The organism is Pseudomonas sp. 5Vm1k (assembly GCF_056161485.1).
Map to the genome: position 1 here is coordinate 94,441 of NZ_JBSPCZ010000010.1, position 17,623 is coordinate 112,063.

The following is a 17,623-nucleotide window of genomic DNA, read 5'->3' on the forward strand; positions in this document are numbered from 1 at the left end:
CCATGCGCCTGCTCGCTGTGTTGATCAGTGCTGTGTTGCTGTGCTGCCAGGTGGCGCAGGCGCAGGTCCGTACCTATGACCAAATGATCGCCGCCGGGGAGCTGAAAGTCGCGGTCTACAAGGATTTCGCCCCCTACAGTTTCGAGGATGCCGGTCAGGCTCGGGGCGTTGATGTCGATCTGGCGCAAGCCTTGGCCACGGCGCTGGGCGTGAAGTTGAAACTGATCTGGGCGCCGGCCGGGGAGAAGCTCGACGACGACCTGCGCGATTACATCTGGCGCAGCAGCCAATTGCACAACCAGCAACTGGCCGACCTGATGATGCGCGTGCCCTATGACCGCGATTACTCACAAAAGCGCAACGAACTCGGTGAGCTGGAAAACGATCACGTGGTGATGTTCGGCCCGTACCAGAACGAACAATGGCAGGTTGCTTTTGACCGCCGTCGGCTGGACTCCGTGGGCAGCGTTGCGGTGTTCGAGCAGCACCCGATCGGTGTCGAAGTCGACAGCGTGCCGTCGTTCTACCTGACCTCGGTGTTCAACGGCATGCTCGCCGCCAAGACCCACCACTATCCCGGCGTGCCCCAGGCCTTTGCGGCGATGAAGGCCGGTGAAGTCGATGCGGTGATGGCGATGCGCGGCGAGGTCGATTGGCAAGTGCATGAGGCCCACGACCCGCAAGTGGCACTGGCGGAAAACGCCTACCCGAACATGGGCAAGCAACGCTGGGAGATCGGCATGGCGGTGCATGAGAGCAACCGGCAATTGTCGTATGCCGTGGAAGAGGCGCTGGAAGCCTTGATTCGCGACGGCAAGGTGCAAGCCATTTACGCCGGTTACGGCCTGCAATACGAAGTGCCGGAGATGTATCAATAGTGAACTGGCGAGCGAGTTGCCTGTTGGCCTGCTGGTTGCCGATGGCCGCCCACGCAGCAGACATCGATCCGGGCAAGGACCCGGTGCCGTCGGTGATGTGGGCGTTCTATCACAAGCAAATGCTCGGTGACGGGCCGTTCGTGTTCGATGATCGGGTCAAGCTGCTGGCCCCGCCGTTCGCCGAAGATGCGCGCCAGGTGCCGCTGGAAATCGACGCCCGGGCGTTCAAAGGCGAAGTGGTGAAAATCCTCGCCTGGGCCGAACTCAATCCGTTGCCGAAAATTGTCGATTTCCAACCGCTGGACCGGGTGTTGCCGTGGCTGTCGATCCGCATCCGCATCGAGCAGGCCACGCCATTGCGCGCAGCGGTGCTGACCCGCGACGGGGTGTGGCACGTCGGTTCAACCTTGATCGACGCGGCGGGCGGCGGTTGCACGGCGCCGAGCGTGGTGCGTACCCAGCCGGGTTGGGAAGAGCACATCGGCGAAGTGCTTGGCGGGCGTTATCCCCGTGGCGAATACAGCCGCGTGCGCTTGCAGGTGGCGCACCCGATGGACAACGGCATGGTCAGCGGCATCCCCGAATTCTTTATCAACCACGCCGAACTGCGGGATCAGAACGATCAACTGTTGGCGCGCCTGGAACTGTTTCCCGCCGTCAGCGAAAACCCCAACCTGACCTTCGACATCGAAGGGGCAGGGCAGACGCGCCTGTTGCTGCGCGACAACAGCGGCAATCAATTCGATGCGGCGATACCCTGAGCCAAAGGAGCGCGTCATGCGTTGGATGTTGCTGTTGTTCATCGGTTTAAGCCTGCCGGCCCTGGCGGAGCTTGAATACTCGCTCAAGCCTCGGCTGATCGCCGCCGACACTTGGCTGCTGGAAGGCAGCACCGAGAATTTCGCCAAGGCCAACGGCGGCAACATCGTCAACACCGGGTTCATCGTCACCGAGCGCGGGGTAGTGGTGATCGACACCGGGCCGTCGAAACGCTACGGCGAAGCACTGCGCAAAGCGATTGCGACGGTCACCGATAAATCGGTGATCGAGGTGCTGCTGACCCACCATCACCCCGACCATGCGCTGGGCAATCAGGCGTTCACCGACGTGCCGATCGGCGCGCTGGCCGGCACCACCGAGCTGTTGCACCAACAGGGTGATGCCATGGCCGAGAACATGTATCGGCTGGTGGGCGACTGGATGCGCGGCACCGAAGTGGTGTTGCCCACCGAGACGCTGACACCGGGCGTGCGCAGTTTTGGGAACCACGATTTGCGTCTGCTAGGCCTGGGTGGGCATACGGGCGCAGATCTGGCTATTCTCGACCAGCAAACCGGCGTGCTGTTTGCCGGGGATCTGGTGTTTTATCAACGAGCCCTGACCACCCCGAACAGCCCGGGGCTGGCGGTATGGCTGGCGGACATCGCCACCCTGCAGGGTTTGCCCTGGACCCTGATCGTGCCGGGCCACGGACCGGTGGCCATGGATGCCAAACCCTTCGAGCAAATGCGCGACTACCTGACCTGGCTCGATCAACTGCTGCGCGACGGCGCCGCGAATGGCAGCGACATGGCGGAGATGATCCGCAGCCCTATACCGGAGCGTTTTGGCGGGATCAGCCTGAGTCGGTATGAGCTGATTCGCAGTGTCAGCCATCTGTACCCGCGTTACGAACGCGCACAAATGACCCGCATCGACTCCACCGCAACCCAATGACCAAACACAGAACCCCCTGTGGGAGCGGGCTTGCTCGCGAAAGCGGTGTGCCAGGCAACATCACTGTCAACTGACACACCGCCTTCGCGAGCAAGCCCGCTCCCACAGGGGTTTCATGGCGATCGCTACATCGACCCGGTACTAAGGAACTAGCAATCTCAACACTGCGGGCAATTGTTGAAAGGGTGGCGGCGCCCAAGAATCTGCACCAGACCGGGAAAATTTCCCGGGTATAACAAAAACCGCAGAGGTAGCCGTCATGACCCAACCCGCACGTCGCCAACCCTTCGTCTTGAGTGTGCTGCTCAGTGCCATGCTGTTGTCCGGCTCGGTATTGGCCGCCGTCTCCGACCAGGACATCCTCCAGGACCCCAAGAACCCGGAGCAGATCGTCACCAACGGTCTGGGCGTCCAGGGTCAGCGCTACAGTCCGCTGGACACCCTCAACGTCGACAACGTCAAGGACCTGCGGCCGGTCTGGGCCTTTTCCTTTGGCGGTGAAAAACAGCGCGGCCAGCAAGCGCAGCCAATGATCAAGGACGGCGTGATGTACATGACCGGCTCCTACTCACGGGTGTTTGCGGTGGATGCGCGCACCGGCAAGAAACTCTGGCAATACGACGCGCGCCTGCCGGATGACATCCGTCCGTGCTGCGACGTGATCAACCGTGGTGTGGCGCTGTATGGCGACCTGGTGTTCTTCGGCACCCTCGACGCCAAGCTCGTGGCCCTGAACAAAGACACCGGCAAAGTGGTGTGGAGCAAGCAGGTGGCCGACCACAAGGAAGGCTATTCCATCAGTGCCGCGCCGCTGGTGATCAACGGCAAACTGATTACCGGCGTGGCCGGCGGCGAGTTCGGGGTGGTCGGCAAGATCTCCGCCTACGACCCGAAAAACGGTGACTTGCTGTGGGTTCGCCCAACCGTCGAAGGTCACATGGGCTATGTCTACAAGGACGGCAAAGCGATAGAGAACGGCATCTCCGGCGGCGAAGCGGGCAAGACCTGGCCCGGCGATTTGTGGAAAACCGGCGGCGCTGCCCCTTGGCTCGGCGGCTACTACGACCCGGAAACCAATCTGCTGCTGTTCGGCACCGGCAACCCGGCGCCGTGGAACTCGCACCTGCGCCCTGGCGACAACCTCTATTCGTCCTCGCGCCTGGCGCTTAACCCGGACGACGGCACGATCAAATGGCACTTCCAGAGCACGCCTCACGACGGTTGGGACTATGACGGCGTCAACGAGCTGATCTCGTTTAACTACACCGAGGGCGGCAAGGAAATCAAAGCCGCCGCCACCGCTGACCGTAACGGTTTTTTCTACGTGCTGGACCGCACCAACGGCAAGTTCATCCGTGGCTTCCCGTTCGTGGACAAGATCACCTGGGCCACCGGCCTGGATAAGGATGGCCGGCCGATCTATAACGAAGCCAGCCGTCCCGGCGCGCCCGGCTCTGAAGCCAAGGGCAGTTCTGTATTCGTAGCCCCGGCATTCCTCGGCGCGAAAAACTGGATGCCGATGGCCTACAACAAGGACACCAAGCTGTTCTACGTACCGTCCAACGAGTGGGGCATGGACATCTGGAACGAAGGCATCGCCTACAAGAAAGGCGCGGCGTTCCTCGGTGCCGGCTTCACCATCAAACCGTTGAACGAAGACTACATCGGCGTGCTGCGCGCCATCGATCCGGTCACCGGTAAAGAAGTCTGGCGCCACAAGAACTACGCGCCGCTGTGGGGCGGGGTGCTGACCACCAAGGGCAACCTGGTGTTCACCGGCACGCCGGAAGGTTTCCTCCAGGCCTTCAACGCCAAGACCGGTGAAAAAGTCTGGGAATTCCAGACCGGCTCCGGTGTGCTTGGCTCGCCTGTGACCTGGGAAATGGACGGCGAACAGTACGTCTCGGTGCTCTCCGGTTGGGGCGGTGCGGTGCCGCTGTGGGGCGGCGAAGTGGCCAAGCGCATCAAGGACTTCAACCAGGGCGGGATGCTCTGGACCTTCAAATTGCCGAAGGACCTGGTAGTGGCCAAACACTGATCCCAGGCCCACCGCATAACCCCCTGTGGGAGCGGGCTTGCTCGTGAAAGCGGTCTGTCAGTCACATCACTGTTGGATGTGCCGCCGCCTTCGCGAGCAAGTCCGCTCCCACACTGGATTTGTGTGAAATCTACGACCAAATAACGAGAGTCCCCCCTCCAACGGCGCATTCGTCTGGCACGCGGGGCTCTCTACTATCGGTGCATCGCCTGTTTGCCCGACAGGCATCGACCCAGACAGAGGCCCACCATGATCTACGCACAACCTGGCACCCCCGGCGCCGTCGTTTCCTTCAAGCCGCGCTATGGCAATTTCATCGGTGGCGAATTCGTGCCGCCGGTCAATGGTGAGTACTTCACCAACACTTCGCCGGTCAACGGCGAAGTGATCGCCGAGTTCCCGCGCTCCAGCGCCGCCGACATCGACAAAGCCCTCGATGCTGCGCATGCCGCTGCCGATGCCTGGGGCAAGACCTCGGCGCAGGACCGTTCCCTGGTGCTGCTGAAAATCGCCGACCGTATCGAGCAGAACCTGGAAGTCCTCGCCGTCGCCGAAACCTGGGACAACGGCAAAGCCGTGCGCGAAACCCTCAACGCCGACGTGCCGCTAGCCGCTGACCATTTCCGTTACTTCGCCGGCTGCATCCGCGCGCAAGAGGGTGGCGCCGCCGAGATCAACGAGCTGACCACCGCCTATCATTTCCACGAGCCGTTGGGTGTGGTCGGGCAGATCATCCCGTGGAACTTCCCGCTGCTGATGGCCGCGTGGAAACTCGCCCCGGCCCTGGCCGCCGGCAACTGCGTGGTGCTCAAACCCGCCGAGCAAACCCCGCTGTCGATCATGGTCTTCGCCGAGCTGATCGGCGATTTGCTGCCGGCCGGTGTGTTGAACATCGTGCAAGGTTTCGGTCGCGAAGCCGGTGAAGCCCTGGCCACCAGCAAGCGCATCGCCAAGATCGCCTTCACCGGTTCCACCCCAGTGGGCGCGCACATCATGCATTGCGCCGCTGAGAACATCATCCCGAGCACCGTGGAACTGGGCGGCAAGTCGCCGAACATCTTCTTCGAAGACATCATGAACGCCGAGCCGCAGTTCATCGAAAAAGCCGCCGAAGGTTTGGTCTTGGCGTTCTTCAACCAGGGCGAAGTCTGCACCTGTCCGTCCCGGGCGCTGGTGCAGGAATCGATTTACGACGACTTCATGAAAGTGGTGATGCAGAAGATCGTCAAGATCAAGCGCGGCAACCCACTGGACACAGAAACCATGGTCGGCGCCCAGGCGTCCGAGCAGCAATACGACAAGATCCTCTCGTACCTGAAAATTGCCCAGGAGGAGGGCGCGGAGCTGCTCACCGGCGGCGCGGCGGAACGCCTTGAGGGCGACTTGTCGACGGGTTATTACATCCAGCCGACCCTGCTCAAGGGCCACAACAAAATGCGCGTGTTCCAGGAAGAAATCTTCGGCCCGGTGGTGGGCATCACCACCTTCAAGGACGAAGCTGAAGCCCTGGCGATTGCCAACGACAGCGAGTTCGGCCTCGGCGCCGGCCTGTGGACCCGCGATATCAACCGCGCCTACCGCATGGGGCGGGCGATCAAGGCTGGTCGCGTGTGGACCAACTGCTACCACCTGTACCCGGCCCATGCCGCGTTCGGTGGCTACAAGAAGTCCGGCGTTGGGCGTGAAAACCACAAGATGATGCTCGACCATTACCAGCAAACCAAAAACCTGCTGGTGAGCTACGACATCAACCCGATGGGGTTCTTCTGATTCGACACGAGACCGTGTGATGGCCTTCGCGGGCAAGCCTCGCTCCTCCAGATCACCTAAATCTGTTGGAGCGAGGCTTGCCCGCGAATGGTTGTGTCTGACACCCCGCAACACCCCCTACCAACGCACGCCGCCACCTCCTTCGAAAGTAGCATTCGGACACGTGGCGGCCCGTGCATTAATGGCTTTACCGGAATTGCCCGGCACAAGAAGAGGATTGACCCATGTGGACTAAACCCGCGTTTACCGATCTGCGTATTGGCTTCGAAGTGACGATGTATTTCGCCAACCGTTGATTGACCACCCGGCCAGCCGCAGCGTTGGCCGGGCCTGCCTTCTGGAGCATTGCTCATGCACATCCGCGTTCTCGGTTCCGCCGCTGGCGGTGGTTTCCCGCAATGGAACTGCAACTGCCGCCAGTGCACCGGCGTGCGCAACGGCAGCCTGCGTGCACAACGGCGGACGCAGTCGTCGATTGCCGTCAGCGACAACGGCGTGGACTGGGTGCTGTGCAATGCTTCACCGGACATTCGTGCGCAACTGGAAAGTTTCCCGGCGCTGCAACCGGCTCGTCGATTGCGTGATACCGCGATTGCCGGGATTGTCCTGCTGGACAGCCAGATCGACCATTGCACCGGCCTGTTGAGCCTGCGCGAAGGCTGCCCGCATGACGTGTGGTGCACCGAGCGGGTGCATGAGGATTTGAGCAGCGGTTTTCCGTTGTTCACCATGCTCAAGCACTGGAACGGCGGCTTGCAGTGGCAACCGATTGGGCTGGCGCGCGAGCCGTTCAGCATCGCGGCTTGCGAGTACCTGCGATTTCACGCAATTCCCTTGGTCAGCAATGCACCGCCGTACTCGCCCAATCGCGGTAACCCGCAACCGGGAGACACCATTGGCCTGTTTATCGAAGACCTGCGCAACGGCGCCTCGGTGTTCTATGCGCCGGGGCTGGGGCAAGTTGACGAGGAAGTATTGAGCTGGATGCAGCGCGCCGATTGCCTGCTGCTGGACGGCACATTGTGGCGCGACGATGAAATGCGTGTGTGTGAAGTCGGGCAGAGTCTGGGCAGTGAAATGGGACATCTGCCGCAAAGCGGGCCTGGCGGGATGCTCGAAGTGCTGGAAGGTTTTAGCCGTCAGCGCAAGGTGCTGATCCACATCAACAACACCAATCCGATCCTCGATGAAGACTCGGCTGAGCGGGCGTTGCTGGAGCGGCGCGGGGTTGAGGTGGCTTATGACGGCATGAGTCTTGTGTTGTAGCCGGCGGCCTCTTCGCGAGCAAGCCCGCTCCCACAGGGGATCTCCACTGGCCACAAAATGTGTGAACAACAGAAATCCCCTGTGGGAGCGGGCTTGCTCGCGAAGGCGCCAGACCAGACACCGCAAAACGCCCAGGAGAACCGCAATGACCAACCCCCCAATGTCTTCCACCGAATTCGAAGCCGCGCTGCGCGCCAAAGGCGCCTATTACCACATCCATCACCCGTTCCACCAAGCCATGTACGCCGGCCGCGCCAGTCGCGAGCAGATCCAGGGCTGGGTCGCCAATCGCTTCTATTACCAGGTCAACATCCCGCTCAAGGACGCCGCGATCCTCGCCAATTGCCCGGACCGCGATGTGCGCCGGGAATGGCTGCAACGGATTCTCGACCACGACGGCGCGCCCGGCAGTGAAGGCGGGATCGAAGCGTGGCTGCGCCTGGGCGAAGCGGTGGGGCTGGACCGCGAACAAATCCTCTCCCAGGAACTGGTGCTGCCCGGCGTGCGATTCGCCGTCGACGCCTATGTCAATTTCGCCCGTCGTGCCTGTTGGCAGGAAGCGGCCAGCAGCTCGTTGACTGAGCTGTTCGCCCCACAAATCCACCAATCCCGACTCGATGCCTGGCCCACGCATTACCCGTGGATCGACGTCAGCGGTTACGACTATTTCCGCACGCGGTTGAGTCAGGCGCGGCGCGATGTCGAGCACGGTTTGCGCATCACCCTGGCGCATTACGTCACGTTCGAAGGTCAGCAACGCATGCTGGAAATCCTCCAGTTCAAGCTCGATGTGCTCTGGAGCATGCTCGATGCGATGAGCATGGCTTACGAACTGGAACGCCCGCCGTACCACAGCGTCACCCGCGAAAACGTCTGGCACCGGGGGATTGCCCTGTGAGCCTGATCATTCGCGAACAGTCACCGGCCTTGCGCCAGGGTTTCCGTTTGCAATGGGAGCCCCGGCAGGATTGCCACGTGCTGCTGTACCCCGAAGGCATGATCAAACTCAACACCAGCGCCGGGCAGATCCTCGATCTGGTGGATGGCAAACGCAGTGTGGCGGTGATTATCAATTTGCTGTGCGCGAGTTTCCCCGGTGTATCGGACATCGACGAGGACGTGCTGGCGTTTCTGGAGGTGGCCCGTGCGCAATTCTGGATCGAGTGATTCGCCACCGGGGCCGCCGCTGTGGCTGTTGGCGGAACTGACTTATCGCTGCCCGCTGCAATGCCCGTATTGCTCCAATCCGCTGGATTTCGCCCAATCAGGTGAGGAACTGAGCACCGAAGAATGGATTCGCGTGTTCCGCGAGGCGCGGGACATGGGCGCCGCGCAACTGGGATTCTCCGGTGGCGAACCGTTGGTGCGCCAGGACCTCGCCGAGCTGATCAAAGCTGCGCGGGACATGGGTTATTACACCAACCTGATCACCTCCGGCATCGGCCTGACCGAGCAAAAGGTCTGCGACTTCAAGGTTGCCGGGCTCGACCATATCCAGATCAGTTTCCAGGCCGCCGACGAAGCGGTGAACAACATGCTAGCCGGCTCACGCAAGGCCTTCGCCCAGAAACTGGCGATGGCCCGTGCGGTTAAAGCCCAGGGCTACCCGATGGTGCTGAACTTCGTCACCCATCGGCACAACATCGACCGCATCGACCGGATTATCGACTTGTGTCTGGAGCTGGAGGCGGATTTCGTCGAGTTGGCCACGTGTCAGTTCTACGGCTGGGCTGAACTCAACCGCGTCGGCCTGTTGCCAACTCGCGATCAATTGCAGCGCGCCGAGCGCATTACCAACGAGTACCGCGAACGGCTTGAGGCCCAGGGCCATCCGTGCAAACTGATCTTCGTCACCCCGGACTATTACGAAGAACGCCCGAAAACCTGCATGAACGGCTGGGCCAACCTGTTTCTCGACATCACTCCAGACGGCACCGCATTGCCGTGCCACAGCGCTCGACAGCTGCCGGTGCAGTTTCCCAATGTGCGCGAGCACAGCATCGAACACATCTGGACCGACTCCTTCGGCTTCAATCGCTTTCGCGGCGATGACTGGATGAAAGAGCCGTGCCGTTCTTGCGATGAAAAACACAAGGACCTCGGCGGTTGCCGCTGCCAGGCGTTCATGCTTACCGGCGATGCCGAAAATGCCGACCCGGTGTGCAGCAAGTCGCCGCACCACGGGGTGATCCTCAAGGCTCGGGAAGAAGCCGACGCGCCGGGGCTGGGCATGGAACACCTGACCTTGCGCAATGAGAAGGCTTCGCGGCTGATCTATCGCGGATAAGCCTGGAGTTGACACAAATCCCCCTGTGGGAGCGGGCTTGCTCGCGAAGGCGTCGTGTCAGCCAGCATTCATGTCAGCTGACCCACCGCTTTCGCGAGCAAGCCCGCTCCCACAGGGGATCACCACTGGATTTAAAGCCTGGGTACGCCCAATCCGTGCTACCCATTGGTCTGATTGCATTCGCAGCCGGATGCTTTAGTGTGGATCTACCTTCCAAAACAATAAAAACAGGCTTTCCAATGAGCCAGAATCTCAGCCAGCTGCGTAAATTCGTTTCGCCTGAAATCATTTTTGGTGCCGGTTGCCGGCACAACGTCGGCAACTACGCCAAGACCTTCGGCGCTCGCAAGGTGCTGGTGGTCAGCGATCCCGGGGTGATTGCCGCCGGTTGGGTCGCGGATGTCGAGGCCAGCCTGCAAGCCCAGGGCATCGATTACTTCCTGTATAGCGATGTCTCGCCCAACCCCCGGGTCGAAGAAGTCATGCTCGGCGCCGAGTTGTACAAGGAAAATCACTGCGATGTGATCGTGGCGATCGGTGGCGGCAGCCCGATGGATTGCGGCAAAGGCATCGGCATCGTCGTGGCCCACGGGCGCAACATTCTGGAATTCGAAGGTGTGGACACCATCCGCGTGCCCAGCCCGCCGTTGATCCTGATCCCGACCACTGCCGGCACCTCGGCGGACGTCTCGCAATTCGTGATCATTTCCAACCAGCAAGAGCGCATGAAATTCTCCATCGTCAGCAAGGCCGTGGTGCCCGACGTGTCGCTGATCGACCCGGAAACCACCCTGAGCATGGACCCGTTCCTGGCGGCCTGTACCGGCATCGACGCGTTGGTGCATGCCATCGAAGCCTTTGTCTCCACCGGTCACGGCCCGCTGACCGACCCCCATGCCCTCGAAGCCATGCGCCTGATCAACGGTAACCTGGTGCAAATGATCGCCAACCCGACGGACATCGCCCTGCGCGAGAAAATCATGCTCGGCAGCATGCAGGCCGGGTTGGCGTTCTCCAACGCGATCCTTGGCGCGGTGCACGCCATGTCCCACAGCCTCGGTGGTTTTCTCGACTTGCCCCACGGCTTGTGCAACGCGGTGCTGGTGGAACACGTGGTGGCGTTCAACTACAACTCGGCACCGGATCGCTTCAAGGTGATCGCCGAGACCTTCGGCATCGATTGCCGGGGCCTGAATCACCGGCAGATTTGCGGGCGCCTGGTGGAACATCTGATCGCGTTGAAACACGCGATCGGCTTCCACGAAACCCTGGGCCTGCACGGGGTCAGCATGGCGGACATTCCGTTTCTGTCGCAGCACGCCATGCACGACCCGTGCATTCTGACCAACCCGCGCGAGTCCAGTCAGCGTGATGTCGAGGTCGTCTATGGCGAAGCCCTCTGACGAGCAGCAACGGGCGCTCGCCGGACTGCTGGGATTAGGCAGTCACTCGGCGCGCAAGAGCCACTACCCGGAACTCAACGCGCGCCTTGACGAGCTCGAAGCCGAACGCAATCGCTACAAATGGCTGTTCGAAAACGCAGTGCACGGGATCTTCCAGGCCAGCCTGCTGGAAGGCATGCGCGCGGCCAACCCGGCACTGGCGCGCATGCTTGGCTACGACAATCCGCAAGAGGTGCTGTTTTCTCTGGCAGACCTGGCCAGCAACCTGTTTGTCGGCGGTGCCAAGGAGCTGGCAAACATCGGCGAAATCCTCAAGACCGAACGCAGCCTGCACGGCTATGAAACCCAGTTGCGGCGCAAGGACGGCAGCAGCCTCGACGTGCTGATGAACCTGTTGCTCAAACCCGATCAGGAAGGCCTGGTGGAAGGCTTTGTCGCCGACATCACCGAACGCAAACTTGCCCAGCAACGCTTGCAACAACTCAACGACGAACTGGAACAGCGGGTCACTGCGCGCACCGACGAATTGCTCGAAGCCAACCGCAACCTGCAACAGCAGATCACCCAACGGAAACAGATCGCCCAGGCCCTACGCGATGCCCGCGACGCCGCCGAAGCCGCCAATCGCAGCAAGGACAAATACCTCGCTGCCGCCAGCCACGACCTGCTGCAACCGCTCAACGCTGCACGGCTACTGATCTCGACCTTGCGCGAACGCAAATTGCCTGATGTCGAGCAGGTGCTGGTGGAGCGCACGCATCAGGCCCTGGAAGGTGCCGAGGATTTGCTCACGGATTTGCTGGATATTTCCCGGCTTGATCAGGCGGCGGTGAAGCCGGATGTCGCGCTGTACCGGCTCGACGAATTGCTCGCGCCGCTGGTCTCGGAGTTCCAGTCGGTGGCCGAGGCGGCGGGGCTGAACCTGCGGGTGCACATGGGCGACTTCGCGATCAGCACCGACCTGCGGCTGATGACGCGGATTTTGCGTAACTTCCTCAGCAATGCCTGCCGCTACACCGACGAGGGCTGCATCCTGCTAGGGGCGCGTCGTCGTGGCGACATGCTGCGCCTGGAAGTCTGGGACACCGGGCGCGGGATCGCGGCGGATCGGCTTGATTCGATCTTCCTGGAGTTCAATCAACTGGACGTTGGCCGCGCCGCTGACCGCAAAGGTGTGGGACTTGGTTTGGCGATCGTTGAGCGCATCGCCAAGATTCTCGGCTACCGGATTCAGGTGCGTTCATGGCCGGGACGCGGGTCGGTGTTCAGCATCGACGTGCCGATTTCCCATGAAGTGCCGCTGCCGATCAGCCTCGCTGCGCCGCAACCGGGCACCGGTAATCCTTTGCCCGGACGACGCTTGCTGGTGCTGGACAACGAAGTCAGCATCCTCGAAAGCATGAGCGCGTTACTCGGGCAATGGGGCTGCGAAGTGGTGATCGCCACCGATGAGTTCTCGGCGTTGGCGGCGCTGCAGGGGCGCGCGCCAGAGCTGATTCTGGCGGACTATCACCTCGACCACGGGGTGGTGGGCTGTGATGTGGTGCGACACTTGCGCGAGCATTTCGACCGGGCCATTCCGGCGGTGATCATCACCGCCGACCGTACCGACCAGTGCCGCCGATCCCTGCAACGACTCGACGCGCCATTGCTGAACAAACCGGTGAAGCCCGGCAAGTTGCGCGCGGTGCTGAGTCAGTTGCTGGGTTAGGCGAGTGCGCGGTATTGCAGGCTGAAACCCAGCTCAGCAGATTGGTCTTGTTCCAGCAAACGCAAGCCTGGCCGACCGGGCAAGTGGTGCGCGTTGACCGGGTGGCTCACCGGTTCGATGCAGAAAAACCCCAGGCCCACCGGGCAATAGAGCAGGTAGTAATCGCTGCCGGTGGCTTGGCATTCCAGCTCATAACCCAGCTCCGGTTGCTGGATCAGGCAGTGGCCGTCCCATTCGCAGAAGCCGTTATCCACCAGGGTTTCAGGCAAAGCCTTGAGCTGCGGGAAATCCCAGGCTTCGGGGATCGGGCTGAGTTGGGTCGGCAGTTTCGCGGCGTCGCACAACCAGATTTGCCGGGCCTTTGCCTGCAATTGGGTGTGTGCGGTGCGTGGAAAATAAGGGTGCAAACCGAGGCCGTGCCACACCGCGTGGTCGCCGAGATGGGTGACTTTCAGATCGATGCTCAACCGACCTTCACTCAAGCGCAAACGCTGCTCGGCGCGGTAGGCGAAAGGGCGGGTGCTATCGAGTTGCAGGACGGCTTCGTTGGCGGTCTGGGAAACGATACGCCACGTCTGTTGCCAGGCGCTTCCATGGATCGGCAGAGGATCGGTGAGGCTGTTGGGCTGCAGCGCGAGCCAGCCTTCGGGACAGTCGAAACCGCCCTCGGAAATCCGGTTGGACCAAGGGGCCAAGGGGTAGCAGCCGAGTTTGCCGGGCAGGCCGGTGTTCAGCGCTTGGGCGTCACTGTGGCGCAGCAATGGTTGTCCGGTGCTGCGTACCGTCCAGTTGACGATACTCGCACCGAGTTCCGGGGCGAGGGTGAGGTGGGTGAGGTTGTCTTCGAGTTCGAGCAGTTTCATGATTTTTGTTCTGCGTTGAATGGTTGAAAAGATCGCAGCCTTCGGCAGCTCCTACAGGTATGGCGTTCGCCTGATATTTTTCGGGTGTAAGCAATTGCACTGTAGGAGCTGCCGCAGGTTGCGATCTTTTAGGCTTCTCAACAATCTAGAAACAACGGTTCAGGCAAGCCTTTCACCCCAGGATTAAGGGCAAACACTCCACCTGCCAAAGACTGTTCATCATGATCATCCCCAGGGCGAATCGAGGTCACGAACAATGTGTCCAGTCCACTGCCACCAAAGGCGCACATTGTCGGTTTCTTCACCGGCACGGCGAGGGAACGGTCCAGGCGACCATCCGGGGTAAACCGGTGAATCAGCCCGGCATCATTGGCGCAAATCCAGTAGCAACCTTCGGCATCCACAGCGGCGCCGTCGGGGCGGCCGCAGTAGTGATTCATGTCGACGAACAACCGCTGATTGCTCGGTGTGCCGCTGTCGATGTCGTAATCGAAGGCCCAGATCTGCTGGGCCAAAGGGTGGGAGTCGGACAAGTACATGGTCCGGCCATCCGGACTGAACCCCAAACCGTTGGGGACGATAAAGCCAGTCAGTCGTGGTTCAAGCGGCCCGCGTTGCCCATGACTGTAGCGATACAACGTGCCGTCGGCCGCGTTGGCGCCCATGTTCAGCACCATGCTGCCGGCCCAGAAACGCCCTTGGCGATCACAACGCCCATCGTTCAGGCGCATGTCGGGGCGGGCGTGATCGACGTGGGCGAGCAGTTCGCTGTCGAGGCTGCCGTCGTTGTGCGGGCGCAGATGAAAGAACCCGCTTTCCATCCCGGCGACCCAGCCGCCATCGCGGTGACGGGTGATGCACGCGAGCATTTCCGGGGCGGTCCAGGCATGCACGTGACCGGTGGCAGCACTCCAGCGCTGCAAGCCCCCGGCGGGAATATCGACCCAGTACAGGGCGTTTTCCTCGGGGACCCAGACCGGGCATTCACCGACCGCATTACGGGCATCGACAATCAATTCGGCTTGCATGGCGACTCATTCCTTTGGACGTTGGCTCAATCGCCGAACGGGCCGGACGCGACAAACGCACCACCCTGATAAACCATCGCCGGATCATCCGTGGCTGGCATCGGCTGCGCTTCGATTTTCTCGCGGAACACTTCGGAGTTGTCCTGCGGCACATAACCCAGGCCCGCAGCGTAGCGGTTGTCCCACCAGACGTTCTTGTTATCGGACACGCCGTAGACAATGGTGTGGCCGACATTCGGCGCATACAGCGCGCGTTCGAGCAATTGGGTCAGGTCGCCGAAACTCAGCCAGGTGCTCATCATGCGGCGGTTCTGCGGTTCCGGGAACGAGGAACCGATGCGCACGCTGACGGTTTCGATGCCATAGCGATCGAAGTAGAAACTGGCGATGTCTTCGCCGTAGGACTTGGACAAACCGTAGTAGCTGTCCGGGCGGCGAGGGGAGCGGGCGTCGATCACTTCGTCCTGTTTGTAGAAGCCGATGACGTGGTTGGAGCTGGCGAAAATCACCCGCTTCACACCATGGCGGCGAGCGGCTTCATAGATGTGGTACACGCCGCAGATGTTGGCGCCGAGGATCTCTTCGAACGCGTGCTCGGTGGAGACACCGCCAAAGTGCAGGATCGCGTCCACGCCTTCGACCAGTTGATGCACGGCTTGCTTGTCGGCGAGGTCGCAGGTCACCACTTCTTCGCGGTCATCGATGGCCGGGGCGATGTCGGCAATGTCTGAGAGGCGAATGACATTGGCGTAGGGGCGCAGGGTTTCGCGCAACACTTTACCGAGGCCACCGGCGGCGCCGGTCAGCAGCAGGCGATTGAAAGGGGCAGGGGAAGTCGAGGTCATGGCGGTTCCTGAATACGGAGTCATTGCAGTTGTTGTAAGTTGTCGTATGACTTGAGCGAAGTATCGTTAGGCTCTCTGGTGCTTGTCAACGCACCAGCGTTGGAAGTTGACGGAGGGTAACTCAGTAAAGCACTGACCCTGTGGCGAGGGAGCTTGCTCCCGCTGGAGTGCGAAGCGCTCCCCAATATTTTGGGTCTGCTGCGCAGCCCAGCGGGAGCAAGCTCCCTCGCCACAGGGTTTGTGTTCGCCGTTTTACAACAACGAAATCGGATAGCTGATAAAGATCCGGTTCTCATCAAACTCGTTGGTGCTGAAGTCCTTGCGGATACTCGCATTACGCCATTTGACGTTGAGATTCTTCAGCGCACCGCTCTGCACGGTATACGCCAGTTCCGATTCGCGGCCCCATTCCTTGCCGTCGGTGATTGCCCCGGTGTGCACGTTATCGCCGCTGATGTAGCGGTTCATCAAAGTCAGACCGGGAATGCCGAGGGCGACGAAGTTGTAGTCGTGGCGCACTTGCCAGGATTTTTCCTTGGCGTTGTCGTAGCTGGAGTTGTAACTGTCGTTGGCCAGCGTCCCGCCGCTGGTGCCGTTGACGCGCATCCAGGCACTGTCGCCGGTGAGTTTTTGCAGGCCGACATAGAAGGTGCTACCGCCGTACTTAGCCGAGAGCAAGGCGAAGGTGGTTTTGTTGTCCAGCTCGCCGGCCAGGGCACTGCCGTCCTCTTTGCCGGTGAAGAACCCGAGGTTGGCGCCCAAGGTCCAGTCGCCGATGGGTTGGCTGTGGCTCAGGTTGAAATATTCTTGCTGGTAAATATCGCTGAGTTGCGAGTACCAGACACCGACCAGGGTGCGCTTTTCATTGAAGGTGTATTCACCGCCGCCGAAGTTGAAGCGGTCCGAAGTGAACGCCGCTTTGCCGTTCATCGACATGTCGTCCATGCTCGAATCGTTGCGTGGGCTGTTGGCGCGGAACTGGCCGCCGTAGAGCTTCAGCCCATCGATTTCGCTGGAGGTGATCTGCCCGCCGCGGAAGGTTTGCGGCAGGGAACGGCCGTCATCCGAGCGCAGGACCGGTAGCACCGGCATCCATTCGCCGACCTTCAATTCGGTCTTCGATACCTTGGCCTTCAGCGCCACGTTGGTGCGACCGAAGCTGTCCGCCGGGCGCCCGTCGTGATCCAGCGGCAGCAGTTGCGTGCCGCCGGTGCCTTTACCGCCGTCGAGCTTTAGCGAGTACAGCCCCAGTACATCCACGCCGAACCCGACGGTGCCTTGGGTAAAGCCGGACTTGGCGTCGAGGATGAAGTTTTGCGTCCATTCTTCAGCCTTGCCCTGGGGGTAGGCCGGGTTGGTGAAGTTGCGATTGAAGTAGGCGTTGCGCAGGTTCAGCGTAGCGCTGGCATCATCGACGAAACCTTCGGCGTGGCTGCTCATGGGCAAGGCGAGGGCCAGGCTGCTGCAACCGATCAGGCTCAGGGTGTGGCGGCGGACAAAGGTCGGGCGAGGGGTGCAGACGGAGGAATGACGGACGAGCTTGCTCACAGTGACGCTCCCTTGTTTCTTTGTTGTTTTTATTTTTTGTTATACGTCGTCGTACAACATTGGCGGCGATTATTTGCGAGGCTTTGCGGGATTGTCAATAACAAGTTGTACGATGACATGGGGCTTAAACCCAAACCCCTGTGGGAGCGGGCTTGCTCGCGAAGAGGCCGTCACATCCAACATCAATGTCGCCTGACACTCCGCTTTCGCGAGCAAGCCCGCTCCCACAGGGATTTGTGTGTTGACGGTGATTTTCCGGCAAACTGGCAC

General features: G+C 61.0%; 16 protein-coding genes. 12 read left to right on the forward strand and 4 right to left on the reverse strand.

What is annotated here, in order from left to right; all coding sequences use genetic code 11:
• Nucleotides 1-2 precede the first annotated feature (2 nt).
• The 12 genes from ACWIKB_RS20205 (at nucleotide 3) to ACWIKB_RS20260 (ending at nucleotide 13,069) form a co-directional block, all read left to right on the forward strand.
• Nucleotides 3-878: a substrate-binding periplasmic protein gene (locus tag ACWIKB_RS20205; protein WP_475269022.1), complete on the forward strand. Its 876-nt coding sequence runs from the start codon at nucleotides 3-5 to the stop codon at nucleotides 876-878.
• Nucleotides 878-1,639, forward strand: coding sequence for a quinoprotein dehydrogenase-associated SoxYZ-like carrier (locus ACWIKB_RS20210; RefSeq protein WP_475269023.1), 762 nt, complete (start codon nucleotides 878-880; stop codon nucleotides 1,637-1,639). Before ACWIKB_RS20205 ends, ACWIKB_RS20210 begins: the two co-directional genes overlap by 1 nt.
• Before the next feature lie 16 nt (nucleotides 1,640-1,655).
• Nucleotides 1,656-2,594: a quinoprotein relay system zinc metallohydrolase 1 gene (locus ACWIKB_RS20215; RefSeq protein WP_475269024.1), complete on the forward strand. Its 939-nt coding sequence runs from the start codon at nucleotides 1,656-1,658 to the stop codon at nucleotides 2,592-2,594.
• Nucleotides 2,595-2,853: 259 nt separating this feature from the next.
• Entirely contained in the window at nucleotides 2,854-4,632 is a 1,779-nt protein-coding gene (locus tag ACWIKB_RS20220) for a PQQ-dependent methanol/ethanol family dehydrogenase (RefSeq protein ID WP_475269025.1), read from the forward strand.
• Nucleotides 4,633-4,881: 249 nt separating this feature from the next.
• The gene (exaC, locus tag ACWIKB_RS20225; protein WP_475269026.1) at nucleotides 4,882-6,402 is read left to right on the forward strand and encodes an acetaldehyde dehydrogenase ExaC; all 1,521 of its coding nucleotides are present in this window, start codon (nucleotides 4,882-4,884) and stop codon (nucleotides 6,400-6,402) included.
• 224 nt (nucleotides 6,403-6,626) lie between these two features.
• On the forward strand, nucleotides 6,627-6,698 hold the full coding sequence (gene pqqA, locus ACWIKB_RS20230) for a pyrroloquinoline quinone precursor peptide PqqA (RefSeq protein WP_003253598.1): 72 nt from the start codon (nucleotides 6,627-6,629) through the stop codon (nucleotides 6,696-6,698).
• Nucleotides 6,699-6,753: 55 nt separating this feature from the next.
• Nucleotides 6,754-7,668, forward strand: coding sequence for a pyrroloquinoline quinone biosynthesis protein PqqB (gene pqqB / locus ACWIKB_RS20235; RefSeq protein WP_475269027.1), 915 nt, complete (start codon nucleotides 6,754-6,756; stop codon nucleotides 7,666-7,668).
• A 145-nt stretch (nucleotides 7,669-7,813) separates the two neighbouring features.
• Nucleotides 7,814-8,566 (forward strand): pyrroloquinoline-quinone synthase PqqC, encoded by a 753-nt coding sequence (gene pqqC / locus ACWIKB_RS20240; RefSeq protein ID WP_475269028.1) that lies wholly within the window; start codon nucleotides 7,814-7,816, stop codon nucleotides 8,564-8,566.
• Nucleotides 8,563-8,835 (forward strand): pyrroloquinoline quinone biosynthesis peptide chaperone PqqD, encoded by a 273-nt coding sequence (gene pqqD, locus ACWIKB_RS20245; RefSeq protein ID WP_475269029.1) that lies wholly within the window; start codon nucleotides 8,563-8,565, stop codon nucleotides 8,833-8,835. The genes pqqC and pqqD overlap by 4 nt, the downstream gene beginning before the upstream one ends.
• A complete protein-coding gene (pqqE, locus tag ACWIKB_RS20250) occupies nucleotides 8,813-9,955 on the forward strand; it encodes a pyrroloquinoline quinone biosynthesis protein PqqE (RefSeq protein ID WP_475269030.1) in 1,143 nt (380 codons plus the stop codon). Before pqqD ends, pqqE begins: the two co-directional genes overlap by 23 nt.
• Nucleotides 9,956-10,194: 239 nt before the next feature.
• Nucleotides 10,195-11,358, forward strand: coding sequence for an alcohol dehydrogenase-like regulatory protein ErcA (gene ercA, locus ACWIKB_RS20255; protein WP_054047363.1), 1,164 nt, complete (start codon nucleotides 10,195-10,197; stop codon nucleotides 11,356-11,358).
• A complete protein-coding gene (locus ACWIKB_RS20260; RefSeq protein WP_475269031.1) occupies nucleotides 11,342-13,069 on the forward strand; it encodes a PAS domain-containing hybrid sensor histidine kinase/response regulator in 1,728 nt (575 codons plus the stop codon). The genes ercA and ACWIKB_RS20260 overlap by 17 nt, the downstream gene beginning before the upstream one ends.
• On the opposite strand, the gene ACWIKB_RS20265 is transcribed toward ACWIKB_RS20260, so the two are convergent.
• The 4 genes from ACWIKB_RS20265 to ACWIKB_RS20280 all read right to left on the reverse strand — a co-directional run bounded on the left by ACWIKB_RS20265 (nucleotide 13,066) and on the right by ACWIKB_RS20280 (nucleotide 17,353).
• Nucleotides 13,066-13,932, reverse strand: a complete 867-nt coding sequence (locus ACWIKB_RS20265; RefSeq protein WP_475269032.1) for an aldose 1-epimerase — start codon at nucleotides 13,930-13,932, stop codon at nucleotides 13,066-13,068. The two genes, ACWIKB_RS20260 and ACWIKB_RS20265, sit on opposite strands and share 4 nt — an antisense overlap.
• A 137-nt stretch (nucleotides 13,933-14,069) precedes the next feature.
• Complete coding sequence (locus ACWIKB_RS20270; RefSeq protein ID WP_475269033.1) at nucleotides 14,070-14,960, reverse strand: SMP-30/gluconolactonase/LRE family protein; 891 nt, start codon at nucleotides 14,958-14,960, stop codon at nucleotides 14,070-14,072.
• A gap of 26 nt (nucleotides 14,961-14,986) precedes the next feature.
• Entirely contained in the window at nucleotides 14,987-15,805 is an 819-nt protein-coding gene (locus ACWIKB_RS20275; protein ID WP_475269034.1) for an NAD-dependent epimerase/dehydratase family protein, read from the reverse strand.
• 252 nt (nucleotides 15,806-16,057) lie between these two features.
• Complete coding sequence (locus tag ACWIKB_RS20280) at nucleotides 16,058-17,353, reverse strand: OprD family porin (RefSeq protein ID WP_475269035.1); 1,296 nt, start codon at nucleotides 17,351-17,353, stop codon at nucleotides 16,058-16,060.
• Nucleotides 17,354-17,623 lie beyond the last annotated feature (270 nt).